Source organism: Bacteroides oleiciplenus YIT 12058, from assembly GCF_000315485.1.
GTDB classification, from domain to species: Bacteria; Bacteroidota; Bacteroidia; order Bacteroidales; family Bacteroidaceae; genus Bacteroides; species Bacteroides oleiciplenus.
In genome coordinates, this window is record NZ_JH992941.1 from 615,457 (window position 1) to 641,765 (window position 26,309).

The window sequence follows — 26,309 nt, forward strand, 5'->3', positions numbered from 1 at the left end:
ATCATAAAACTATATCCGTATCATACTTATTCTGAACTTATATGACTTACATCAACAGAGAAAACATTCTCCGGTTCCACAGTAGGTTCCTGATACTCTATGTCTGAAGATTCCTGATACTTAGGAATTGAGGATTGCTGACGGCCACCTACAATATAAAGCTTTCCTCCATTATAGAACAATCCGGAATCTTCCAGTCCTTCCTTAAGATAATAAGCATTCACTAAATGCGTTCTGATATTATAAGTTTGCAAGATTGCGTTTTCATAAATATAAATAAGATCTTCATTAATAGCAACTCCCGGACAACATACGTTTACCTTCAAGTCACACAAATCGCTCCATTCATCTGTCTGTAAATCGTAACTCCTGACTTTCCACATTGGAGCCATGTTTTGGCCACCAAAGAAATATACGACATGTCCTTTCAGCACACACTTCATAAAGTCCCTTCTTTCTTTCGGAATAACGATTCCGGTATCATACCATACTCCGGATTTAAGGTCAAGCGTATGTACTTGGCTAGAATACACGTCTTTTTTCACAGTACCACCCATCACATATAAGCAATCGTCATAAATAAATGTTGCCGGATCTACCGCTTTATGAGGATTAACCCAATCGACATACACCGTATCTTTATCCAAATCATAAATTTCCATCTGGGGTACTGTATATTCCAGTTTATGGTTGATAGAATTATACTTACCTCCTACTACAAACACCTTCCCTTTATAGTAGTGTGCTCTATGACCTGTGCGCCGAGTAAACTTCCGCGAACTTTCTGTCCACGTATCAGTAGCAATATCATAAATAAACATTTTCCTTGAAAGCAACCCACTGGCAGCAGGAGTTATTTCATCTCCGGATATGACGTATATCTTACCATCGTGAACAAATGAGCCGGAAGAACAGACTGCTTCAGGCAGATCCTTCAAAGGTTCATAGTCTAAAAAGAGACGCCCACTCTCTCCCTTTACACTTACTTCCGGCAATTGTTGAGAATGAGCATACATTATCACCCGATAGTCTGAATATTGCAAGTCTTTAAGAGTAAGCTTAAGAGAAAGATAGCCCACATACGAGAAAATAATTGTATCATTCCCGACAAGTTTCTCCATATCTGTAATGCTAAAATGTCCGACTTCGTCTGTTACGCCTATTCCCACAGAATTCTTTTGCAGATATATATTTACTCCGGATAATGGATAATTATCTTTCCCATCAATCACATTACCTTTGGTTTGAGATTTCAAAGACAAAGTACAACTTACAATTAAAAACAAAAACATGTATAGTCTCATATCAGTAAGTATTAAATGTAAGGGGAGAAGAGTTCCTTTACTAATCACTCCCAAAGATATGAATATACAGACAAATACTACACAGAAAACAAGAAATATCATCCTAATCATGTAAAATAATTACTATCCATTAAAAAGTAAAAAGAGTAAGGACATATTTCATCGGATAAAGTTTTTTTTCCGTTTCTCGGGCATTAAGTCACAGAAAGTATTGCCCGATATAGCATTTATTCGTTACATTTGTACCATTCTTAAAACTTCAACCTTTATGGCACATCATCTGAATACCAACAAACAGTTCATGATAGGCAATGGCATCCTGGCTTTTGCAGTTATCTTCATAGTCGTTATTTTCATCTATATGAGTTTGCGCCTGCAAAAGCAAAAGGATGAAGACCGCAACTTTATCGAGACATACACCATCACCCTGACGAAAGGCTTTACAGGAGACTCCTTGTCACTACTGATTAACGACAGTGTGCTGGTAAACAAGAAAATAGCCGAAGAACCTTTCAGTATCGATGTGAAACGTTTTGCAGAACAGAGCGCACTATTCATTGTAGACAATGAAACGGAACAACTATCCCTGTTCGAATTAAACGAAAAAGGCGGCAATTACCGGTTTGAGAAAGAAAACGGAGAAGTGAAACAGTTGTCACAGAAATAATTCCAGAGTTATATAACTCATCATACTAAAAAAAGATAATCATACCCGTTGACAGAATTGATTCGTTACGAACTAATTCCGTCAACGGGTATAATTATATAAAACAGCGACTAACTTTCTTCTGCCCCGTACCATACTTTCAAATAATTCTCATCTACTCCCCACCTTCTCCCTTGTCTATAGAAAGGAGAAGGTAAGGAGTAGGTAGGGAGTAAGTAAGGAGTAGGTAAGGAGAAGGTGCAATGCAAACCCATTGCCTGACATCAGAATTCCGTGCGATACTGCCTCAGTTCGTTCCGTAAGATTTGTGCTTTTCCTTCGGTTAGTTCATCAAGGAGCGCCCAGAAGCGTTCTCCATGATTCATTTCGCGGGTATGGGTCAGTTCGTGCAACAGCACATAGTCTATCAAATGCTTCGGAAGCAGTATCAGATAATAAGACAGGTTTATGCTGCGGCGTGCCGAGCAACTGCCCCAACGGCCGTTACTGGAATTGATTTTTACACTCTGGTAAGGCAGATTATGTTTCTGCGAAAGCATATAGAGACGTGGTGGAAGAATGATTTTTGCATTACGTCGCAAGGCCTCTTCAACAACTTTACGCAACCACTTCTGTAGTCCTTCATCGGCAAAGTCCGCATCCGGCGGACAGATTATCTGCATCTCCCCCAACTCGGAACGCGACAAGAAACGTTCGCGCTCTCCACTAACAAGACTCAGTTTGAAGAACTCCGTGTCAATCCGATAGTTCAAATCTATCAAAGGCCGGATATGTTTCTGCCGGGCTGCCCTCAGACGTGGACGCAACTGCTCTATGGCATTCCTTACCTCGGTAAGCGTTGTTCCGGGGGGGACAGTCACGTAAATGGCATCTTCCCGCGTGCGGAAAGTCAGACGACGCGCACGGGTATTTGCCCGAATCAACAAGCGTCCAAGTTCCTTATCTTCCAATATCTTTTCCAAAGCAATAAAACCTCTTGATGAATAAACGGACAAATGAACAAAATATCGCCCGAATACACAAATGATTGGACAACCAAAAACGGACAAGTGTCCGATAATGAACACATGTCGAAAAACATCAAAACTTAGTTATCAGCATCTTACGAATTTGGCACGGATGTTGACTTACAATACACGACCGGATGTTACTGAAAAAGTTTCTAAAAAAAAGCGGCAGCAGCGTGCAACCTTTTTTAAGTAACACACGTCTAATAGATAAACAGGAATAATATTAATGAATAATCATAAAATGAAAGAAGTCATGAAAAAGTTAGCAACTCTCATCACATGCATCTGTTTAATCGTCAGTACAACAGCGTGTTCACAAAGCAAGAACTACAGTTCCGGCAATTGGGGCAGCAAGAAAGTGGTAGCCAGCAATAATTATGTAACGAAAAACATCAAGGTAGACAACTTCAAAAAAATCAGTGTTGCCGGAAGTTCTGACGTTATATTCACCCAGAAATCGGGACGTCCCGATGTAGAAGTTTACACTTCGGATAACATTGTGGACTTACTGGACATCAAAGTGAAGGATAACACATTATATATAGGTTTCAAGAAGGACGTAAATGTATCTTATAAGAAACTTGAAGTACGCGTTTCCGCCGAAACACTGAACGGCATTTCCGTTGCAGGCTCGGGAGACATCTTCCTGAAGAATGGTCTTCAAACTGATGATAACCTGACAATCAACGTTGCAGGTTCTGGAGACATCAAAGGTAGCGGCATCAAATGTAACGACATGAAGGTATCCGTAGCCGGATCGGGAGATATCAACACTGACAATATCAGTTGCAACAACCTGAAAGTATCCGTTGCAGGTTCAGGCGATATGGTATTGAAAAACGTGACTGCTACAAGTACGGAAGCAAGTGTTGCAGGCTCAGGCTCAGCAACCATCACCGGAACTACTCAAACCGCTTCTTACAGCGTAGCAGGTTCGGGCGATCTCTTTACGGAAGGTTATGAAGCCCAACGCGTAAATGCCAGTGTAGCAGGTTCGGGCAGCATCAAATGCTTCGCCACCGAGTTTCTGAAAGTACGCACCAGTGGTAGCGGCAAAGTAGGTTATAAAGGTAATCCGGAACTGGATTATCCAAAGAAGAGCCTGTATAAACTTTAAAATTCTCTCTTAGATTATTATAGGAAGGATAGTTTAACACACTATGAAGCGAAAGGGTTTCCGGGAGGAAGCCCTTCGTTGTTTTTATACTTATGGCAACAGCCTAAAGAAGAAAAATAGGGAAACCTCACGGCCTCCCTATTCGCATTGTTAACTTTAATATTAAATGCAGAGTATATCTCCATTCAATGCCTTTATGCCTTAGCGGACGATTTTCAAGCCTTTCATTTCCGCTTTATCAGCTTCTTTTATGCTGATGGCAACACCACCACTTGCGGCCAATTTCTGTTTCAGGACACTTTTGGGGGTCACTACTACTTTACGAATCTGATAGCTCTGGGGATTCGTATCCCAGTCGGCATTCTTGCCATCTTCGTAAATGGTGGCGATATATTGTTTTCCTTCGGGAAGCCAGGAGAACGGAATGATTGCTGTACGGCTATTCTCATCGGTGATGCCACCAATGAACCATTCATTTTTATTTTTTGCCTTGCGGGCTACGGTGATGTAGTCTCCCGGTTCAGCTTCCAGATACCAACTGTTATCCCAGTCTACAGCCACATCTTCGATGAAGCGGAAAGCGTCCGGGAAACGGGCATAGTTGGAAGGCAGGTCGGCTACCATCTGGATGGGAGAAGGCATAGTAACGTAAAGGGCCATCTGCTTTACCAAAGTGGTATGTACCCGTTCATTGGGTTTCTCACCATTATAGTAGGATAATCTTGTCTCAAAGATGCCGGGAGTATAATCCATCGGGCCACCTTTCAGGCGGGTGAAGGGAAGGATACAAGTATGGTCGGGATCATTTCCACCCATTGTTTCAAACTCTCCGCCCCTTGCCGACTCCTGAGCCAACCAGTTGGGATATGTACGCCCCAGCCCGGTGGGACGCACTGCTTCATGACTGTTAATCATAACTTTATAATCGGCAGCACGGCGGGCTACATGAATATAATGGTTATTCATCCATTGAGAAGAGTGGTATTCATTGCGGGGAATGATATAACCCACATAACCTGTTTTCACAGCATGATAGCCGTTATCTACCATAAACTGGAAAGCTTCATCCAACTGGCGTTCATAATCGGCAGCATTGGCAGCAGTTTCATGGTGCATAACCATTTGCACACCTTTCTCTTTGGCATAACGTTGCAATTCCTTGACGTCAAAGTCAGGATAGGGTTTGGTAAAAAGGAATTGGCGGTCTTTCCGGTAAGACGCCCAGTCTTCCCAGCCTTCATTCCAGCCTTCCACCAGTACGCCGTCGATGCCATGGGCGGAGGCGAAGTCGATGTATTCCTTCACGTGGGCGGTATTGGCGGGATGATGACCATTCGGTTTTAGTTTCTCATAATTGGTGATGCCGGGTTTGGCCTGGTAGAAGTCACTGTAAGCCCAGGTTTTTCCTTCACCTGTGAACATCTCCCACCATACGCCAACGAACTTCATCGGACGAATCCAGGAGGTATCTTCGTAGCGGCAAGGCTCGTTCAGGTTATAAATCAACTGGGATGCAAGAATATCACGGGCATCATCACTGACGATGACTGTACGCCAGGGCGACAGCACAGGCAGTTGAAGATAACCTTTCTTGCCGAGTTTATCGGGAGTCAGATGAGCACTTAACTTATACTGCTTGTCGTCCACATTCAGCAGCATACCGGCATAGTCCACTAAGGCGGCTTCATGAATATTCAGATAGATACCGTCTTCGCTTTTCAGCATTAACGGAGTTTGTACAGTCAAGCCGCCTTCCGCTTTCGACTCGTAAGATTTCTTGGCGATTCTTCTCTCCATATCCGCAGCAATTTCTGATAAGGGGGCTGTGGTGTAGGCAAACTCGTTGGTATCATAATCGCCTGGAATACAGAAAGCTTTATGATTTCCTGTCAGGTTGAACTCCGTTACTTCGTCCTTTACGGTGAGGTAGTTCATGTGGCGTTGCAAAGGCAGTTCGTAGCGAAAGCCCAATCCGTCATTGAATAGGCGGAAACGGATGCTCATTGTACGTCCTGTCTCCGGTTGTTCCAGGCTGACGGTCATTTCATTATAATGATTCCGCACACGGTTATATTCACCCCAGACGGGAGTCCAATAGTTATCAACGGCATCACGCTCTACATTGGTTTGCTTAAGGCCTCGGGTAAGGTCGGCTTCTTCTGTGAGAAGGCCTAAACGACCGGATTTCAGTACGGGATTACCTTTATAATCCAAGCGATATGCCGGGATGCCATCTGCCTGTTCCATAAACTCCAAGGACAGGTTTCCGTCAGGGGAAGTCAACTTTTGGGCAGAGGCTGACAAGACGATACATAAAAAAAAAGTAGTAAATAATAAATATTTCATGACTGATCTGTTTTTGGGGCCTGACAAATTATCATTCATCTGTGCCATTAATCATTAGAATTTAAAGATTCGATACTGATAAGCCGGCAGATTCAGTTCTGTTTCCAGCTTCTGCTCGCTTCCACTGTATAAATCCTTACTTACGTGCCCGCTCCACTCTTGCGGCAGCGCCACACTAACTTCACGATTGCGCACATTCACAGCAACCAGCACACGGCCCTTGCCATCCTGTTTCTCAAACAACAGCACATCTGCATTCGCGAAGGGCTTCATTTCCCCCTTCCGGATAGCCGGATATTCATTGTAAAGAGCCATCAGACGCTGATACTCCTGATACAAATCGCCGTTAGCCGTCCAGTCTACCGGAACATAGGTAAAGAAATTGATAGCTTCGGGATAACCCACCTCCTGAGAGCCATAAATCAGTGCTCCGCCATGCAGATAAGTAGTCAACACAAAGGCTGCCATAGAACCACGCGCATCTTCGAACTCTTTGACAGGAGACATCTTTGCCGCCTCATCGTGATTGGTCGTAAAGCGCAGTTTCACTTTCCCCACAGGAATAGTGTCGTATTCGGCTTTGTCCGTGTGGAACAGTGCTGTAGCCGGAGCTTCTTTCACCAATACATCGCGAAGGGTTTCCAGGAAGTCCCAAGAGTAATTCATATCGAAACCGGCATCGAAATGGTCGCGTCTTTTCCCTTCCGCCAGCATCAGCAACGGATGTTCGGGGATGGCACGCAGGGAGTCGAGCGCTTGTTTCCAGAAATCGAAGGGAACAAAATCTGCCGCATCACAACGGAAACCATCAATACCGATTTCGGTCACCCAGAACTTCATAGCATCAATCATGGCAAGGCGCATCTCCTGATTATCAAAATCCAGGTCGGCTACATCATTCCAGCCTGTTCCGGCAGGGGAGATTATATTCCCGGCCGCATCCTGCGTGTACCATGCTTTATTGGCAATCCAGGCATTGTCCCAGGAAGTGTGATTGGCCACCCAGTCGATAATGACGCTCATCCCTTTTTGATGGCAGGCACCGACCAATCCTTTAAATTCATCCAACGTACCGAATTCCGGATTCACAGACTTGTAATCTTTCACACAATAGGGAGAATTCACAGACTTCTCCTGTCCCACTTCATTGAGTGGCATAAACCACACAACGTTTATTCCCAATGCCTGAATGGAGTCCAGACGACTTTCCACCGCCCGGAGCGATTTCTCGGGTGCAAACACGCGCAGATTGACCTGGTACATCACGACATCTTCCACAGCAGGCAATGCTGCCGGCTTTTTCGCCGTTCCATTCTGCTTGTTGCCCGCACAGGCAACCAACAGGCACAACAGGCTTATGATACATACATATTTCTTCATATTATCCTTCTATTTTCCAGATGTAATATTGATAAGGTTCCAATGTAAATGTTCTCGGCAATACAGTGCTTTCACCGGTCCAAAGGTTCTTCACACTATCCCCTACCCGTTCCATAGGCAGATTCATCTGTTCTTGGTTGCCACTGGTGTTTATCAGTACCAGTATCTTTTCAGAAGCAGAAGTACGATAGGAACATACAGCCTTGCCCGTCTGATAAAGTTTGATTTCTCCCTGCTGCAAGGCCGGAGAATTACGGTACAGTTGCATCAGTTTTACATAATTTGCCTGATAATCAGCATTTGCATTCCAGTCCATCGGTTGATGGCCAAAGAAAGAAAGGGCTTTATCATAAGCAATCTCCTGCGAACTGTATATCATGGGGCAACCACCCATCGAGATGGAAGCTATAAAAGCGGAAAAAGCACCTTCCTTGGTCTGATAGGCCTGTACGGGTGATTTCTCAGAAGCCATATCGTGGTTGGTGGAATAGCGCATGCGCAACCGGGTATCCGTCACTGAAGCGAATTCACTGCGATGTGTCTCGTACAGATTGGCAACAGAAGCACTTCCAGCATACACATCCTGTAGTTTATAGGCAAAGCTCCAGGCATACAGCATATCAAAGCCTGCGTCATAAAGTGCTGTTTGTGAACCTTCAGCAAGCATCAGCAAGGTACTTTTTGCTGAACGGAGCTTCGTAATGGTTTCTTTCCAGAAATCATTGGGGACCCCTTCGGCATGGTCGCAACGGAATCCGTCGATGTCAGCCTCCGCCAGCCAATAAAGCATGGCTTCCTGCATGGCAGTACGCATCTGGGCATTGTCGTAGTTCAAATCGGCTACATCATCCCATCCCATTCCGGGAGGGGAGATGATATTGCCGTTGGCATCTTGCGTATACCAGTCCTTGTGTTCCGTGGTCCAGGCATGGTCCCAGGCAGTATGATTGGCTACCCAGTCCAGAATAACCAACATACCTTCGCTGTGGGCTTTGCTTACCAGAGCTTTCAGATCTGCCAATGTACCGTAAGCAGGGTTGATTCCACGGTAATCTTTTACGCAATAAGGTGATCCTACTGAATTCTTTTCACCTTGCTGAAAAATGGGCATCAACCAAAGGACATTTGTCTCCAACTTCTTGATGCGGGACAACTGGGACGTCAAAGCATTCAACGCCTGCGTTTCACCGAACAATGCCGGATTGGCTTCATAAATCACCATACCGTCCGTAGTTTCGTCGCCTCCGGGAGGCGGAATATCGGGCTCATCATCTGAGCTACTGCATCCTGCAAGGCACAATAGCAACAGACCGGAGCACAAAATCTTTAGCATATTTTTCATTCTCATACTTATTCTTTTTGTTATTATAAATACTCTTTCTATAATTAATTTATAAAGAATTTAGCGGTGATATACAAATCACTGAGGCTTAGGCAGCACTTCACAAGAAGTACCGGTAATGGAGAGATACAGATCACCTATCAAAGACACATACGGCCCGTCGAACTGAACACCTCCATTGTTATTATTAAAAATCAGATTGACATTCTTCCCAAAGCTTGCCGACAGGTCAAAGTACTTATAAACCATACCACCGATTTCTTTCGTACCTGTGGGTTGCATACCCGGCCAACCGCCGCATGCTTCAACATCACCCCAAGAATAAATAGCCAGTCCATCCCAGCCGGAATTATCCTGCACATAAACCGTACAGCCGTTGATTTCCTCACAACTACCATCCGTAATACGGAAATAAAAATCGCGGTTGATGGATTCGATATATGGACCGTCAAATTGCTTGTTGTCACCACCGTTGTTATTGTTAAATATCAAATTGACAGATTTATTCGTAGCAGCCGGAGACAAATGGAAGCACTTGTATGCCATACCGTTGATTTCTTTCGCCTCGTACTCCTTAATACCAGGCCAGCCACCACCTAATTCTACTCCGCCATAACCATACAGTGCCAGTCCACTCCAACCAGTGTTGTCCTCCACATAGATAGAGTAACTCGTGCCGTGTGTTTCAGGATCTATCTCCTTGCATTCGTCAGGCGTAATGCTAAAATAGAAGTCGCGGCTGAAAGCAATGGACTTAACATAGAATTGCTTGATACCCGGATCATCACCTTGCATATTATTGTTGAATACCAGATTGATACTTTGATTCATCAACTCTATATCTGTTTCGAAATACTTATAAGTAACGCCATTGATTTCCTTTGTTCCGGCAGGTTGAAGTCCCGGCCAGTCTTCATTATTATCACCTGCCCCGGAAATATAAAGCGCCAGGTCGCCCCAACCGGACTGGTCGTCCACATAGATACAGTAGCTTGCCTCCGGATCAATCTCCTCAAAACCCTTATCAGTAATGCGGAAATAAAAGTCCTTATTGAGTGTCACTACAGGACCGTTGAATTGCGCTCCTCCGTCACCATTATTGAAAATCAGGTTCAGCCCCTCGAAACCATCCAGGGATTTGCCCATATCAAAATACTTATAAGTAACACCATTGATTACTTCCGTACCCTTCACCTTAAAACCGGGCCATGCATCCGTCACTGGCGCATCATTTGCCCAGCCATACAAATAGAGATTATCCCAACCGGATTTATCCTGCACGTAAACCACGAAACCGTCATGTCCTTCTTCTTCCGTATCAAAGTAAGCTTTCCAACGATCCACCCATACATTCGTACGGGTTCCTACTGAAACATCCAGTGTGTGCACCACAGCTTCATTCTTCACAGAACGCTCTTCCCCCTTCGCAGCCGATACAAAATAGAAGCCGTCGGCCAGCGTCTTTCCGTTCTTGAAAGTGGAAGGTATCAGATAGATACCCCACTTGGAATCACTGTCGGTTGCCTTCTCCAATTGCCATTCCAGATTGCCAACAGCCACTTCGGCTCCTCCGTTGAAGTCGCCCACAATGTAATATTCATCATCGGCGGCACTGCCTTTCGGCATGATGACTTCCAGCAATATGGCATTCGCCTTGATTTCGAACTGAGGCAGTTCGTCGTCAAACGTAATCATGTCATTATCGTCACATCCGTTGAGCAATGCAAGCAACGGCAGCATAAATAACCAATATATTATCTTTTTCATGAATTTTCTGTATTAGAGTTATTTATAATTCGGATTCTGTATCAGTCCCTGGTTTACCTGCAGCGCGGACGCGGGCAATGGATACCACTCATATTTACGGTCGCGTTTGGCCGGATAAAGTCCTCCATCGTCCGAAGCACGCCCGAAGAACCACCACTGCCCTTGTGTGAATTTGTCGAAGCGGCGCAAGTCTGTGCGGCGACGGCGACCTTCATTCAGGAATTCAACGCCCCACTGGCTCAGCATCCAGTCCATATCAAATGCGGTGAAACCACGTCCCGGTCTGTCCTTCACGTCCGCCCAATCACCGGCAGTAAAATAGCGCTGGCGCACTGCATTCACCAAATCTTTGGCTTTGTCAGCTTGTCCGGCACGCATTTCACATTCTGCCAGCATATAATAAACTTCGCTCAGCCGGAACTCCACCTCGTCGATATTCTGAAAGTCGATGCCTGCGGAAGTAGGATATACCGGATACTTCACAAGACGGAGACCGGAGTTCGTTTCACCCCAACGCGGCGACATGACAGTTTCCAGATTACGGCCCAGATTCATAAATGTACCCACTTGGTCTACGTAAGCCAAGTCTTGTCCGTCACGGTCAGCATCTGCTTTCAGAGCTTCGCCCTTACCATAATTAGCCTTCACGGTACCTTTCAGGAAAATACCACTATAACCATTCTTCTTATCATAAGTGTAATTCTTCTTGCGGATGTCACGGTCGTCGAAACGTTCGTACACTGCACCCAGTTTATCACTGTAAGGCGCATCGAGGAAACAAGTAGCGCCCTGAGTACCTCCCAGCTCATTCACCGTACCCTGATTGTCATACGAAGGTACCAGACAAGTACAGTTCCAACCGCTTTGGCTATAAGTACCCCCGAAATAATCCCAGATGTTATAAGGATAGAAAGTCATGCGCATCCAGCCCATATTCAGCTTGCCGTCTTCGCAGGCAAAGGCCATGATGACTTCGGGGCATTCGGTGTTATTGATAGAGTAAATGTCACGATAGTCCTTCGCCAACTCATACTTTCCATATTCACCGCTGATAATCTTGCGGCATAATTCTGCACATTCGCTATAATGGTTTTCCTTGATAAAGACTTCCGCATTCAACAGCAGGCGGGCTTTAATCATACGGTTCACCGCTTTGTTCATACGGTTCACCTGGTTCTCTGCCATTCCCTCGTAACAAGCATCCAGTTCGGTAGCAATGAAGTTGTATATCTTCTTGCTACTGACGTCGAAGTCCGGGTCGGCAGTAGGCGGCAGGTCACCGTCCACGGTAGCCGGTTCGATGTTCAACGGGAGGGCACCGCCCCAGATTTCGAAGATATTATAATAGGCCCATGCACGGAGTGTACGCACTTCACCTTCATAAGCTTTCATACTTTCTTCAGTCATTTTCAGATCGGCAGGAGCCAGTTCTCCCAAGTCGGCCAACAACGTGTTGCAAAGCCCGATAGTCGTCCATGCTTTTTCCCACGCGGAACGGATAATCTTGGCATCGGGCGTCCAGTTCTGAATAGAGAAGACGAACTTCTCACCTTCATCATATCCCCATTGACCGCCATTCCATACACGCCAGGTCACTTGGTCGGCAGGAAATTCCTGCAAGTACCAGAAATATTCGGCATAGCTGGTAGCTCCCGTAGAATAAATAGTCGCTACCGCACTCTTTACACTATTCTCGTCCTGATAGTAGACGCCGGAGTCTACCCGGTCGAACACTTCTTCCGTAAGGTCGAAGCAACCGCTTAATGAACAACCCAGAATGATTGCCAACAGACATTTATATTTCAGATATTTCATAATTCTTTTCTGTATTAATGATTAAACGATAGCCTTTATTTGAAGCGGATATTCACACCTACGCTCAACTGTGTAGCCGAAGGATAGGCGCTGTTTGTATCTATACCCGGAGTCAGCCCGTTGGTGGCAACAGCCGAAGGGTCGTTGCCGGAATAACCGGTCAGCGTAAACAGGTTCTTGGCTGTCAGATAAACGCGCATTCCCTTGATGAACTTGTTCTCTTTCGGAGTGATGGTATATCCCAGAGTCAGATTATCCAGTTTGAAGTAATCGCCCTTTTCAAGAAAGAAAGAGGAGATGACACCGCCACCGGTAGTGATGTCTGCATCTTTCATATAAGCATCACGCAACACATTGTCCGTACCGCAACCTTTCAATCCCATACCGTAGCGGCGCATATTGAAAATCTCGAAACCAAAAGCACCGTTGAACATCAGGCTCAGATCGAAGTTTTTGTAACGAACGGTATTGCTCCAAGAAAGATAAGAGGTCGGAGTACCATTACCGAGGTAGCGCTTATACTTCACGTCGGCCTTTGAAACCGGTACTTTTTCGTTCGTATCGGTATAAATCATCATTTCTCCATTCTCCACTCCGGCATATTCGTAACCATAGAACTGACCGATTTTGCTACCTTCTTCAACCCGGAAGAAGTATTCACTGGTACCTACACCCGGCTTCTGATAAAGTTCTACGTACGAAGCCTTGTACAGATTATTGGAGAGTTTATCCAGCTTAGTGGTTCCGTATGAGTAATTGATGCCGGAAGTCCATTCCACCGGAGTTCCCTTAAAGATATCACCTTCCAGAGAGACTTCGAAACCACGGTTGATGGTGGTTCCCACGTTCACCAAGATGGTAGAGTAAATATAAGGAGGCTGCGGGGCAGTATAGTTATAGAGCAAGTCGCGGGATTCACGATGGAACCACTCGGCAGAACCGCGTAATCTGTTCCACAAAGCAAAGTCAACGCCAATGTTCATACTGATACTCTTCTCCCAACCCAGTTTAGAGTTAGCATTCACCGAAGGAGCAAAACCTGTCACCCAGGCACCATCCATCAGATAGGTATCTGTTACGTTCAACTGGGCATTTTTGTGCGAGCCGTAAGTGGCGAGTGATTGGTAGCAATCGAAGTCCGAACGTCCGGTTACACCATAAGAAATACGAGGTTTCAGGCTCTGAACCACTTTTTGATGATCTTTCAGAAAGCCCATGTTAGCCATTTCCCAGGCAAGAGAGAGGGAGGGAAAAGCACCCCACTTATGGTCTGCACCGAATTTTGTAGAACCTTCGTAACGGATAGAGGCGGAAGCAATCAACAGATTCTTCCAGTTGTAGTTGATACGACCGAAAACGCCAATCAGCTTGGCAAGAGATTTTCCGGTACCCATACTTGCTTTACCTTTTGCCAGATAAGCGCCGCTGCCAAGGTCATTCCAGAGGATGTCATCGAAGTTGAAATCACTGTTTCCGGCTTGCAGACGCTCCCAGGTAGTTTGCTCGTAGTTATAGCCTGCCACTGCCTTGATACTGTGGTCCCCCAGGTCCAGTGAATAGTTACCCAGCCATTCCAAACGGGAAGTGTACCATTTCTGGTAAGTCACCTCTGCACGACCGTTATAACCGTTCCAATAAGATTCGCCGGCTGTAGAGGGGGTATAATAATGTTGTTTCAGGTCATTGTAGTGCAAAGAGTAGCTCAATGAAGTATTCAGCATTTGCTTCTCCGAGCGGATAAGATTGAGTTTTACCTCAGCCGTACCCATCAGGTAGACACGTTGACCGTTGTTATCTATTTCTTTCAGTTCCTGCACCGGGTTGCGGGCTCCGGTGGGGGAAGTGGGTTGGAAGTAAGTTCCGTCTGTATTGTAAAGGGGCATGGTGGGGTTCATGCTCAGAGCGGTATCGAACATACCGTCGTCACCCCATACCTCGTTGACGCGGCGGGCGTTAAGAGAACCGTTCAGTTCTACCAGTCCGTCCATCATTCGTTGGTTCAGGACAAAGCGTCCGCCAAATTCTTCGCGGCTGCTGTTCAGGTCGAGACCGGTTGCTTTCTTATAGTTGAAAGAAGCGCCATAGTATCCGTTCTTCGTGCTGCCGTCGATAGAAAGGTATTGGTTGTTATCGAAAGAGAAATCACGTAACAACAAGTCGTACCAATCAGTAGAATAGCCATAGTCCGTAGCACGGCGTGAACGACGGAATTCGTCGGCGCTCAATATGTCCGGACCACTCTTTGCCAGATTCACACCGAACCAACTATCATAAGTTACCTGGGCACGACCAGCCTCTCCGGCTCCCTTACGGGTGGTAATCAGAATAACGCCGTTGGCCCCACGTGTTCCGTAGATGGCAGCCGAGGCGGCATCTTTCAGTACGGTCATAGATTCGATGTCTTGTGCTGCCAGATTGCGGATATCACCGCCTGCCACACCGTCAATCACCACCAACGGGTCATTGGAAGCGGAAATGGAGGTTGCACCGCGAATCTGGAGGGAAGAACTTGCATTCGGATTGGCTGCCGCTGTGTTGTTTACGGTCAGGCCGGCTACTTTACCTGTCAGCATCTCCATAGGGTTATTCATGGAACCTTGCAGAAACTTGGACCTGTCTACTTGCACAATGGAACTGGAAAGTTCTTTCTTGCTCAACGAGCCATAGCCCACTACTACCACTTCGTCCAGTGCCTGGGCATCTTCTGCCAGCACCACATTGATTTCAGTACGTCCGTTGCAGGGAATTTCTTGTGTCTTGTAGCCTATGAAGGAGAAGACAAGGACGGAAGAGGACTTCACGCCCGACAAAGTATAGTTACCGTCAATATCGGTAATAATACCATTACTTGTACCTTTCACAGTTACGTTAGCCCCAATTACAGTTTCACCCGTGGTGTCCGTTACTCTTCCTTTCACGGTTAAATCCTGGGCAAAGGATGCCACTGCAAAAAGCAATCCGGTCATGAGAAGGAGAGACCGGCACAAACATAACTTTGTTCTTTTTACATTCATACTATTAGTTTTTAGATTAACAATCATTCTGTACGCCCACACTGTTTGAGGCGACATTGCAAATGTCTGTAAAAAGAAGAAGGTTGAAAAACGGAACTAAAGAAAATCTAAATAGTTAGAAGGGTCAAAACATTATATATCAGCAAGATAAAGTAAACAAAAAGCATTAAAAAACTAAATAGAAACAAAGAGAATAGGAGGAGAAAACAGATGGTTTTGAAGGGAAGAGAATGATAATTTAGCGGCGTGATATGCGGAGTAACTTTATTCCCCTCCTCCCGGGAGGTTGTGTAAAAAGTAAGAATCAAGTGTTCTTTGACATTTTGTATTAAAAAGGAAATGCTCTTTATCTCTTTATTTTGGAATTTCTATTGTTGTCCTTTGGCAAATGACCGCTATTAGGTATACTTAATACCCCAATAGTGGACTTGTTGCAATAGTACCTGTATGCTTTGAATGTTAGTCACCCTTCTTAGGTTATAGCATGTTGCGTACAAATCTATTTCAGCCTGTACCTTTTCCTTTCCTCTGAGTAGGAGTGGTATTTGCCCCATCCAGTATTTAAGAGTTCCGAAGGGATGTTCTACCAATGTTTTTCGTAAATGTATAAGCGCTTTGTATTTCATCCCCTTACACTTCTTCATATACTGTCTTATGGGTTCGGCATCTGCCCTTCGGTAGATAATCCGACCTTTTTTCGATGTGGTGCAGAACTTTATCAGGGGACAACCCTTGCAGTCTCTTCCCTGATATTTTCTATAAAGCTTTCCATGTTTACGAACTTGCCTGTCTTTAATAGGTAATATCTTTTCTTGGGAGCATATATAATAGTCATTGTCTGCATCATAGGTAAAAAAGATTCCGTGCTCCCGATCTTCTTTAGGAGAATGGTCTCCTTCATTGAAAGGAACGGCAATCACTTTGCCTTCTTCTTCAAGGGCCAGGATCTGTTCTTCATTGGCATAACCGGTGTCGGCAACGGCTTGGGTTACTTCTACCTGAAGGTCTTCCTGCATGGCATGAATCGAAGATTGAAGGTCTTCAAAGTCATTCGGGTGGTCGGTAACCTGCATGGCACCTATCAGATGATGTTGGGAATCTACCACTGATTGGACATTGTAAGCCGGAAGAAAACCGTTGCGGGTCTTCATCAGGCGAGCTTCGCGGTCAGAGGGAAAGCTTCTTTTGGAACCTTCATCCAGCATACGCTGTTTTTCCGCCTGAAGTTCTTCAACCTGTTGGCTCAAACGGGCTATCTTCTCCAGTAGGGAGCTCTCCACACCGAGCTCGTCCGAGAGTTCGGATAATTGTTCCTGGGCTGTTTCCACCAGATCATTTTCATTAAGCTGGTGCAGATACTTCTCTAAACGGGAATCCAACAAGGCTAACTGTCGATTAATACCATCTAAAGTAAGACCGTCACGATTGGTATTGGCTTTGATTTTACTGCCGTCAACAGCTACCAATTTGCCTGAAATATAACCGGAACTGACCAGAAAGCGGCGGAAATCAAGGCAACATTCATGAATGCCCGAAGTTTGTTTGGAACGGAAATCGGCAATAGTCTTATGATCGGGATGGAGATTACCCAGAAGCCAGATCAACTCCATATTACGCAGAGTCTCGCGCTCCAGTTTACGGGAAGAACTGATACTGTTTAAATAGCCGTAGACATACAGCTTGAGTAAAGTACCAAAGCTATAAGCCGAACGGCCTGTAGGACTGTTACCTTTATAAGATGAAAAATCAGGGTGCAATTTGATAAACTGATCGACAAAAACATCAATCAGACGAACAGGGTTCTCACAAGAGATATAAGAATCTAAAGACTCGGGAAGAGTCAGTTGATTACGATCAAAAGGTTGAATATAGCCCATAAAATTAATCCTATTGTTATCAAAGCAAAGATATAAAATCCTTTTTATACAATATGTCAAAGAACACTTGATTCTTACTTTTTACACAACCTCCCGGGAGGAGGAGAATGAAGATACTATTGTCAATCGTCTACCGCCGCTAAATTATCATTTATCTCCCAAGTTACTTTTTAATCATTACTAACTGGCAAACGAACCGATTTTCATCACCTCTTCCTCAAAATTATCCCGGTAGAGGGAACGGTTCTTCAACTTGGAACGATAAGTATAAATAGTAGTAATAGAGTAGCGCAGGAACCCTGCAATCTTGGCACTGTCCGTAATGCCCAGTCGGATAAGGGCGAAAATACGCAATTCAGTAGTCAGCCGCTCATCCTGTTTAGGAATAATCTGCTCTTCGTCCGGTACCAATTCATTGAAGTGCTTCACGAAATCAGGGAAAATACTCAAGAACGAGTTATCAAAGTTCTGATAGAATTCTTTCAGCTCTTCATCGATGAAACGGGAAGATTTCAACGTTTTGTACAGTTCTTCCACCTTACCGGAAGCCGCCTGTTTATTCAGCATCCGCCGGTAACCTTCCAATTTATCAATATATACGGAGCAGAAGCCCATAAACCGCCCGACGTACTCCTCCTTAATGTGGTTCGCCTCCGTCAACGAATCATTTGTTTCATGCTGTTTCCGGTTCACCTCCGTCAACTGCTCATTCAGCCGCTTCAACTCCTCATTCATATCCAGCAATTCCTGTCGGGCACGGGCCAACTTCTTCATCTGACGGATTACGTACCACACAGCACATGCCAGAAACAACGTCAACAGACTTGTCACAATGAGGAAAATCTGCAATATCGCCTGATGGTTTTCCTTCTCTACCTGATAAGCGTGATCTATGACCGGAAGCATTCGCGAAGCCTGCACATTCCGCAGACGGGCATTGTAGAAATTAGCATCTTCCATGCTTCGCTTCATATAAACATCCGCCCGTTGCAACTGTCCTTCTTCATACAGCAATTCCGCCAATGCACGCAAAGAATTATTTTCCTTCACTACGCCGCGAATATCAGCAATCGCGCTCTTTATAAGATATTCTTTTTGCTTCTCCCGATGTCCCGTACTCTGATAGATAAACGCGAGAATAGATGTCACCACCGCATAATCACGCGTATCCGGCGAAAGTTTGTGATGATAGGCTTCCAGCATTTCTATGGCTTCGTCGCCTCTTCCTTGTTGCAAGAGTTCGGGGGTATAGGTAGTGACATACTGGTAGGACCCCTCCTCTACTATTTGCAGTACGGAATCGCGATAAGTGTACAGCTTGTTCAGATATTCTATCTGATATTCGTCATCCATCGCATATTCTGCATGATAAAGGTAGATATCTTCGAAGGTGATGTAGTATTCAATGAGTTGTTCTTTGGATAGTTGTTTGCTGTCAATAGACTTCAGTAATGCGACTCCTTCTGCATATAGGCCTGTTTTACCCAGGATACTTGCTTTCTTCATTTTGGCTTCATTCAGCCAACCAGAATCATTGCATTGAAGGGCTATTTCTATATTACGGTTGATATAATGCCTGGCAGAATCGCAAATATAGGCTTCATACTCATCATAAAGCTGCTGATTGATGCGATATTCCTCTGCAAGAGAAGTACGTTTTCTCGTCCGGAAACGCTCCTTTATCTGCTCGATACGTTTCAGCCGGGCCTGTTCATACTGAGCAGTATTCGCAATCGTCCTGTCCAGAACCACCAGTAAAGAGTCTATTTGTCCCTGCGCTTGCAGAAGACAACAGAGCAGCAAAGAGGTTACAAAGAGTAAGTATCGTTTTTTCATGCTTACATACGTTTACGAACAGGGCAAAGATATAAATTCCTGCCTTAATAACCATCCCACCTCTTTATTTTTAAAATAAAAGGGGCGCTGCATCTCGCGGCGCCCCATCTATCTTAGTTAGTTTTTATAAGAATTTGAGAGAATTGAAACTTCACAGCCTCAATTTGTTGTTTTAATAAAGCACACTAACTATATTTATGTTTAAAGCAAATGAAAATGTTATTTCTTCAATTCAACCTTCTTATCTACCCGTTGAAGACTATCCAGGATCTGTTGTTCGTGGGTAATCGTTATATCACCGGAAAGAGCTACCGAAGGTGCGGTAATTTGTTTGCCAATCGTATCGGCAGCGGCTACTTCTTTCACATCACTATAAAAAGAATGTTGCATCACATTCCCTAATGAAAGTACCACTGCCACTACTGCGGCGGCTTTGAACAGCGGAACGAAACGTGCAGTGAGCGTCAGGCGTTTCGCCTTCACCACCGGAGTTTCCACTTCTGCAAGCACGCGGGCATCAAAGTCTTCACCCAATCCCACTTCCTGTTGCAGTTGCTGATATACGAACAAATCTTTGTAACGGAGCAAATGCTCGGGAACGTCGCTTCCGTTGAAGAAAGTACGCAACTGCGCTTCTTCTTCGAGGGAAGTCTCGCACTGCCAGTAGCGTTCCAAGAGTTGTTCTATATATTTAAAGTCCATAACCATCTATATCTAAATACCGTTGTTTTACTTTCTGCCTCGCCCTGAAGAGGTTCACTTTTACCTGTTCCTCCGTTAAGTGCAGGACGACTGCAATTTCTTTATAGCTTTTACCCTCTATGTCCCGAAGCTGCATAATCAGCCGTTGTTTATCGGGAAGCTCATTTACCAGACGGTGAATCAATGTCATTTGTTCCTTGTCCACCAGGCGGTCATAAGGGCTGGATGCTTCCGGAGCTTGTTCCATTTCCGGTGTCAGTTCCACGGTCTGAGCGTCTTTTCTCTCGCTGCGGTCTATCGCCAGATTCTTTGCTACTGTCAGGCAATAGGCTTCAATAGAACCGAACTTCGTCCACTCATCACGCTTGTTCCAGACTCTTATCAGTGTTTCTTGTACAACGTCCTCTGCCTCTGCCCTGTCGAAAGTAATCCGGAGAGCCAACCGAAAGAGTTTGTCTTTCAGAGGGAGAATGTCATTCCGAAAACTGATTTCTTGCATCTCTATAAATAATGACGGTTAAGTATATGGAAAGTTACAGTTACTCACTACTTTTTTTGAATTATTTTTTGATGCGGGTTCCGCTACTCTCATTAATTGCTGACGCTAAGGTAATTACTACTTCCCCAACTCCCGCATTCAAAGCTTCAAAAGAATTCTCTAACTTCGGTATCATGCCTCCTTGAATAACGCCTTCCGCCACATATTGTTTGAATTCGGCAGGGGTGAGTTGTGGTATTACGCTGTCATCATCATTTTCGTCACGGAGCACACCTTTCTTCTCAAAGCAGAATACCAATGTCACGTCAAATAAAGTGGCAAGTGCCTTTGCCGTCTCTCCGGCAATGGTATCGGCATTCGTGTTCAGCAGATTACCCGCACCGTCGTGCGTCAGCGGAGCCATTACAGGTACTACTCCTTTATGAATCAGATCGCCCAGGAATTCTGCATTCACTTGCTTCACATCACCCACAAAACCGTAGTCCACATCTTTCACCGGACGTTTTGCGGAACGGATGACGTCCATATCTGCGCCTGTCAGTCCCAACGCATTGACACCACGTGCTTGCAGACCGGCTACGATGTTTTTATTCACCAATCCGCCGTACACCATCGTCACTACTTTCAGTGTTTCGGCATCCGTAATGCGGCGTCCGTTCACCATCTGGCTTTCGATACCCAGTTGGGTAGCAAGTTTCGTAGCCGAGCGTCCGCCTCCGTGCACCAGCACTTTGTAGCCTTCAATAGCTGCAAAGTCATCCAACAACTTATGGAGGGTGGCTTCTTCCTCCACGATTTTGCCACCCACTTTAATTACTGTCAGTTTCTCTCTCATATTCTTACTCCAAATAAGTATATCCGTACAGACCGGAACGATAATTGGAAAGGAATTCTTTTCCTTCTTCCAACGAGATGCGTCCCTCTTTTACTGATTGAGTTACCCAAGTCTCCAGAGTACGAACCAGTTTCTTGGGGTTATATTGTACATAGTCAAGCACTTCTGCCACAGTTTCACCATCAATTACCTGATCGATGCTGTAACCTTTCTCACTCACGGATACATGCACAGCATTCGTATCTCCGAAGAGATTGTGCATATCACCCAAAATCTCCTGATAAGCGCCCACCAAGAACACACCCATATAATAAGGTTCCTTACTTTTCAAAGAATGGGTAGGCAAATAATGCGCCACATTCTTGGTTGAAATGAAGTTGGCAATCTTTCCATCCGAGTCGCAGGTGATGTCCTGCAAAGTTGCCGCACGGTCGGGACGTTCGTCCAGACGCTGGATAGGCATAATGGGGAATATCTGGTCGATGGCCCAGGAGTCCGGTAAGGACTGGAACAGCGAGAAGTTACAGAAATATTTATCTGCCAGCAACTTCGGCAGTCCACGAAGTTCATCTGGAGCATGTTTCAGACCGCCGGCTATTTGGTTCACCTCACGCATAATAGACCAGTAAAGGCGTTCAATCTGCGCACGCGTTTTCAAGTCCACAATGCCGTGACTGAACAGGTCAAGTGCTTCTTCACGAATCTGTTGCGCATCGTGCCAGGCTTCCAACATCTTATTCTGATTCAACGTATCCCAAATACCATAAAGTTCCTGTACCAACTCATGATCTTCCGCCGTCACCTCTTCATCATCGCTCCATTCAGGCAAGGTCGTTGTCTCTAGTACTTCAAAAATGAGTACGGAGTGGTGGGCAGTCAGTGCACGACCACTTTCCGTAATAATATTGGGATGGGGAATATCATTCTTATCACTAGCGTCTACCAACGTAGAGATGGAGTCGTTCACATATTCCTGAATGGAATAATTGACACTACTTTCGCTACTGGACGAGCGTGTTCCGTCATAATCTACCCCCAGACCGCCACCAATATCTACGAACTCAACCTTAAATCCCATAGAGTGGAGCTGCACGTAGAACTGAGATGCTTCGCGAAGTGCCGTCTTGATACGACGTATCTTTGTCACCTGGCTTCCGATATGAAAATGTATTAATCTCAGACAATTTTTCAGGCCTTTTGCCTCCAGAAAGTCAAGTGCTTCAAGCAATTCGCTGGAAGAGAGTCCAAATTTGCTTGCATCTCCCCCAGAATCCTCCCATTTGCCACTTCCGGAAGAAGCCAACTTAATGCGAATACCAATATTGGGCATGACATTCAGTTGCTTCGCCATCTTAGCAATCAGCTTAAGCTCGTTCATTTTTTCTACTACAAGAAAAATTCGTTTACCCATCTTCTGGGCGAGCAAAGCCAACTCTATATAGCTTTCGTCCTTGTATCCGTTGCAGATAATCAGCGAGTCCGAATCTGAGTTAATGGCAATCACGGCATGAAGTTCAGGCTTCGAACCGGCTTCCAGTCCGAGATTGAATTTCTTTCCGTGGCTGATGATTTCCTCTACCACAGGGCGCATCTGATTTACCTTGATGGGATAGATGATGAAGTTTTGTGCTTTATAGCCGTATTCTTCGGCAGCCTGTTTAAAACAGGAAGAAGTCTTCTCAATCCGATTGTCCAGAATATCGGGAAAGCGTATCAACATAGGGGCCGCTACATCTCGCAATTGCAGCTCATCCACCAATTCTTTTAAATCAACGCCGACCTCGTCTTTACGGGGTGTCACCACTACATGACCTTTGTCATTGATACCAAAGTACGAAGTGCCCCAACCTGTAATATTGTAAAGCTCTTCTGAATCTTCAATACGCCATTTTCTCATTTTTTGTTACTCGAATGTTTATTGTTTGATTTTAATAGGGCGACAAAAATACAATAATTCCTGAGATTTATCGCGTTTTCCGCCCAAAATTACACATTTACAAGTGGTTAAACACCCAGTAAGGCACGCAATTTCTGTACGGATTCTGATATTTGCCGACGACTTTCCAGTAATCCGGCATCAAAACGGTAGCTTGCCTTGCCATAGTGGGGGGCGCGCTTCTCCAGGGCTTCCACGATGAAAGCCCGCAGGTCTTCGTCCGTTTTTCCTTGCAGAATGGGGCGTTGCTGGGTGGCTACACGCAAGCGGCGGAACAGCACATCGGGATGCACATCGAGGAAAACCGTCTGTCCACACCCGTTCATATACTCCATATTATCGAAGAAACAAGGCGTGCCGCCTCCGGTTGAAATAATGACATCTTCAAACTCAGCCACTTCATGCAGCATGGTTCGCTCCAGTTCACGAAAAGAGGCCTCTCCCCGCTCGATGAATAGTTCACGTATGGATTTGTGAAACCGTTCTTCAATGTACCAGTCCAAATCAATGAACGGTACGCCGAGTTCGCGGGCAAAAGCCTTTCCTAAAGTTGTTTTACCGGCTCCCATGTAGCCGGTTAAGAAAATACGTATCATAAGCACTTACCTTTGCGCACAAAGGTAAGCAATTCTACTCTGAGAGGATTTACTATCAGGTGAAAATTTTAATGCGTTCACTCAAATCATTGAATTCTTTCTCTCCCGGTTCGGCTACGGGGGTGCCGAAAGGCATCTGCGCAACCAGTTGCCAGCTTTCGGGTAGCTTCCAGGTGCGGCGCACTTCTTCGTCAATCAGCGGGTTGTAGTGTTGCAGGGAAGCGCCCAGCCCTTTGTCTTCGAGCATAGTCCAGATGGCCAATTGGTGCATGGCAGAGGTATGCTGCGACCAAGTAGGGAAATTATCTTGATAAGTGGGGAATGCTTTCTGCAATTCTGTTACTATGGAGTGGTCTTCAAAGAAAAGTATCGTACCATATCCGCAAGAGAACGAAGTGTCTATCTTCTTTTCCGACTGGCGGTAACGTTCCTCGGAGAGGCGTTCTTCCAGTTGGTCCTTCACAATTCTCCACAACTTCTGATGTTCGTCACCCAGCAACAACACCACTCTCGTAGTCTGGGAATTGAATGCCGAAGGCACATGTTTCACTGCTGTACGAATGATGTGTACAATCTCCTCATCCTGAACCGGTGAGTCGTTACTGATGGAATAATAGCTGCGGCGATGTTCCAATGCCTCAGCAAATGTCCGTTGTCTAATCATATTGAGTCCTTTCTTTTGGTATTTATCATTTTTGTTTCATATAAGGAAACAAATGAAAGGAGTAAGTTGTTCGGGAGAACCAAAATGTTAAAGAACTTCCCCTCTTATATATGACTGATACAGATAATCGGGATTTTCAAAATACAGACTACTATTAAAATCCTCAATCTTCCGTGAAAGCCATGAGTTATACACTTCAATCAAGGTTTCAACCGGTTCTTTACCCTGCTTATCACAGAGTTCAATGATTAATCGTTTGTACACCTTCCCTATATCCCAATAAGTAGGAATTGCATATTTAGCATCGGCAACATTATCAAACACCCCTGTTTCAATACGATAACCATCAATAAGTTCATCTGCTACTTTATCTATGTTTTCGCTATGATAATCGTCAGCCAATTCATAAATGCGCAGCAGTTTTTTTTCCCTATCGCATTCACGACGACATTCCGATGATTTTTAGTTTTCCGGCCGATATATTCAACCAAACTACAAACAAAAAACAAATCATTATGCTCTTTCTTTTCTCTTCCTATCATACTCTAGCCTCCTCGCTCTTAATAAAAGTGAGACATTTCAAAGCCTCTGATGTACAAAAATTTATCTGATGAGTAGGACGTTTGAACTATTTCAGGAGTATCTACCGGGCAGTATCCGCCGTGATATATTTCCATAATTTTAAAATATTAGCTTAATAACACAGCGAAAGATAAGGATTATCCGATTTTCGGCAAAGTATTTGCCCTTTTTTCTCTGCACAATCTTCTTTCTCCACTTTCAAAATAGGGCAAGCTACATCTTAACATTAAAAATTAAGCAGGCTTATTTTGTACTGCCTCCAGTTTGCATTACCTTTGTCCCCCGATATGGGAAAGGAGAAATTTTACGTTGTATGGGCAGGCGGCAATCCGGGTATTTACACTTCCTGGACAGACTGCCAGTTGCAGACCAAAGGTTACGAAGGAGCGAAGTACAAATCGTTCGAGACGCGCGAAGAAGCGGAAAAGGCCTTTGCATCCTCTCCGTATGAATATATCAAACGGGCACCCGCCGCCACTCACACTCCCAAAAAGGATGCCAATGCCCCCCTGCCCGCCTGTGTAACAGAGAATAGCCTTGCCGTAGATGCAGCCTGTAGCGGCAATCCCGGGGCGATGGAATACCGGGGCGTACACGTGGCAAGCCGGCAGGAAGTGTTTCACTTCGGCCCGGTGTACGGCACAAACAACATCGGCGAGTTCCTCGCCATCGTTCACGGACTTGCTTTACTGAAACAGAAAGGGTTCGATATGCCCATCTACAGCGACAGCGTGAATGCCATCAACTGGATAAAACAGAAGAAATGCAAGACAAAACTGCCACGTGAACCCAAAACGGAAGAGCTCTTCAAATTGATAGAGCGCGCCGAAAAGTGGCTGCGCGAAAATACCTACACCACCAAAATCATGAAATGGGAAACCAAACAGTGGGGAGAAATACCTGCTGACTTCGGTAGAAAATAAGCCTTTCCATTCGCATTCCTCCCTTTCATTAAAGTCAACGAAACAAGCTTTGTGTCCGTTCCCAGCAGCGGGAACTCACGTTCCCACGAGAGGAAAC

At 45.0% G+C, this 26,309-nt stretch carries 20 protein-coding genes; 3 read left to right on the forward strand and 17 right to left on the reverse strand.

Going from position 1 to position 26,309, the window contains the following annotated elements; all coding sequences use genetic code 11:
- Window positions 1-26 precede the first annotated feature (26 nt).
- Window positions 27-1,304, reverse strand: coding sequence for a Kelch repeat-containing protein (locus HMPREF9447_RS10440; RefSeq protein WP_009129692.1), 1,278 nt, complete (start codon window positions 1,302-1,304; stop codon window positions 27-29).
- A gap of 268 nt (window positions 1,305-1,572) precedes the next feature.
- On the opposite strand from HMPREF9447_RS10440, the gene HMPREF9447_RS10445 reads away from it, so the two are divergent.
- The gene (locus tag HMPREF9447_RS10445; RefSeq protein WP_009129693.1) at window positions 1,573-1,971 is read left to right on the forward strand and encodes a hypothetical protein; all 399 of its coding nucleotides are present in this window, start codon (window positions 1,573-1,575) and stop codon (window positions 1,969-1,971) included.
- Between the two features lie 263 nt (window positions 1,972-2,234).
- Here the strand turns inward: HMPREF9447_RS10445 and HMPREF9447_RS10450 are convergent, their stop codons facing one another.
- Entirely contained in the window at window positions 2,235-2,939 is a 705-nt protein-coding gene (locus HMPREF9447_RS10450; RefSeq protein ID WP_044138128.1) for a YgjP family zinc-dependent metalloprotease, read from the reverse strand.
- A gap of 295 nt (window positions 2,940-3,234) precedes the next feature.
- Here HMPREF9447_RS10450 and HMPREF9447_RS10455 point away from each other — a divergent pair, with 295 nt between their 5' ends.
- Window positions 3,235-4,098, forward strand: coding sequence for a head GIN domain-containing protein (locus HMPREF9447_RS10455; RefSeq protein WP_044138129.1), 864 nt, complete (start codon window positions 3,235-3,237; stop codon window positions 4,096-4,098).
- 201 nt (window positions 4,099-4,299) lie between these two features.
- Here the strand turns inward: HMPREF9447_RS10455 and HMPREF9447_RS10460 are convergent, their stop codons facing one another.
- From HMPREF9447_RS10460 to HMPREF9447_RS10530, 15 genes are all read right to left on the reverse strand, one after another.
- Window positions 4,300-6,444 (reverse strand): glycoside hydrolase family 97 protein, encoded by a 2,145-nt coding sequence (locus HMPREF9447_RS10460; protein ID WP_044137987.1) that lies wholly within the window; start codon window positions 6,442-6,444, stop codon window positions 4,300-4,302.
- A 54-nt stretch (window positions 6,445-6,498) separates the two neighbouring features.
- Window positions 6,499-7,824 carry an alpha-amylase family glycosyl hydrolase gene (locus HMPREF9447_RS10465; RefSeq protein WP_009129698.1) on the reverse strand — a complete coding sequence of 442 codons (1,326 nt, stop codon included), beginning with the start codon at window positions 7,822-7,824 and terminating at the stop codon, window positions 6,499-6,501.
- 1 nt (window position 7,825) lies between these two features.
- Window positions 7,826-9,172, reverse strand: a complete 1,347-nt coding sequence (locus HMPREF9447_RS10470) for an alpha-amylase family glycosyl hydrolase (RefSeq protein WP_052315185.1) — start codon at window positions 9,170-9,172, stop codon at window positions 7,826-7,828.
- Window positions 9,173-9,244: 72 nt separating this feature from the next.
- Window positions 9,245-10,933, reverse strand: a complete 1,689-nt coding sequence (locus tag HMPREF9447_RS10475) for a starch-binding protein (RefSeq protein ID WP_009129700.1) — start codon at window positions 10,931-10,933, stop codon at window positions 9,245-9,247.
- 18 nt (window positions 10,934-10,951) lie between these two features.
- Window positions 10,952-12,748, reverse strand: a complete 1,797-nt coding sequence (locus tag HMPREF9447_RS10480) for a RagB/SusD family nutrient uptake outer membrane protein (protein WP_009129701.1) — start codon at window positions 12,746-12,748, stop codon at window positions 10,952-10,954.
- A gap of 35 nt (window positions 12,749-12,783) precedes the next feature.
- Window positions 12,784-15,762: a SusC/RagA family TonB-linked outer membrane protein gene (locus HMPREF9447_RS10485; RefSeq protein WP_009129702.1), complete on the reverse strand. Its 2,979-nt coding sequence runs from the start codon at window positions 15,760-15,762 to the stop codon at window positions 12,784-12,786.
- A gap of 398 nt (window positions 15,763-16,160) precedes the next feature.
- Window positions 16,161-17,639 carry an IS1182 family transposase gene (locus HMPREF9447_RS28435; protein WP_009129703.1) on the reverse strand — a complete coding sequence of 493 codons (1,479 nt, stop codon included), beginning with the start codon at window positions 17,637-17,639 and terminating at the stop codon, window positions 16,161-16,163.
- A 180-nt stretch (window positions 17,640-17,819) separates the two neighbouring features.
- Entirely contained in the window at window positions 17,820-19,475 is a 1,656-nt protein-coding gene (locus HMPREF9447_RS10495; protein ID WP_009129704.1) for a DUF6377 domain-containing protein, read from the reverse strand.
- Window positions 19,476-19,694: 219 nt separating this feature from the next.
- Window positions 19,695-20,177 (reverse strand): hypothetical protein, encoded by a 483-nt coding sequence (locus HMPREF9447_RS10500; RefSeq protein ID WP_009129706.1) that lies wholly within the window; start codon window positions 20,175-20,177, stop codon window positions 19,695-19,697.
- Window positions 20,167-20,676, reverse strand: coding sequence for an RNA polymerase sigma factor (locus HMPREF9447_RS10505; protein ID WP_009129707.1), 510 nt, complete (start codon window positions 20,674-20,676; stop codon window positions 20,167-20,169). Before HMPREF9447_RS10505 ends, HMPREF9447_RS10500 begins: the two co-directional genes overlap by 11 nt.
- Window positions 20,677-20,737: 61 nt before the next feature.
- The gene (gene argB / locus HMPREF9447_RS10510) at window positions 20,738-21,511 is read right to left on the reverse strand and encodes an acetylglutamate kinase (protein WP_009129708.1); all 774 of its coding nucleotides are present in this window, start codon (window positions 21,509-21,511) and stop codon (window positions 20,738-20,740) included.
- Window positions 21,512-21,515: 4 nt separating this feature from the next.
- Window positions 21,516-23,408: a biosynthetic arginine decarboxylase gene (speA, locus tag HMPREF9447_RS10515; RefSeq protein ID WP_009129709.1), complete on the reverse strand. Its 1,893-nt coding sequence runs from the start codon at window positions 23,406-23,408 to the stop codon at window positions 21,516-21,518.
- A 107-nt stretch (window positions 23,409-23,515) separates the two neighbouring features.
- On the reverse strand, window positions 23,516-24,043 hold the full coding sequence (locus HMPREF9447_RS10520; RefSeq protein WP_044137992.1) for a shikimate kinase: 528 nt from the start codon (window positions 24,041-24,043) through the stop codon (window positions 23,516-23,518).
- A 55-nt stretch (window positions 24,044-24,098) separates the two neighbouring features.
- Window positions 24,099-24,707, reverse strand: coding sequence for a nitroreductase family protein (locus HMPREF9447_RS10525; RefSeq protein WP_009129711.1), 609 nt, complete (start codon window positions 24,705-24,707; stop codon window positions 24,099-24,101).
- A gap of 87 nt (window positions 24,708-24,794) precedes the next feature.
- Window positions 24,795-25,109, reverse strand: a complete 315-nt coding sequence (locus tag HMPREF9447_RS10530; protein WP_009129712.1) for a hypothetical protein — start codon at window positions 25,107-25,109, stop codon at window positions 24,795-24,797.
- 467 nt (window positions 25,110-25,576) lie between these two features.
- On the opposite strand from HMPREF9447_RS10530, the gene HMPREF9447_RS10535 reads away from it, so the two are divergent.
- Complete coding sequence (locus HMPREF9447_RS10535; RefSeq protein WP_044138131.1) at window positions 25,577-26,212, forward strand: ribonuclease H1 domain-containing protein; 636 nt, start codon at window positions 25,577-25,579, stop codon at window positions 26,210-26,212.
- Window positions 26,213-26,309: the final 97 nt, after the last annotated feature.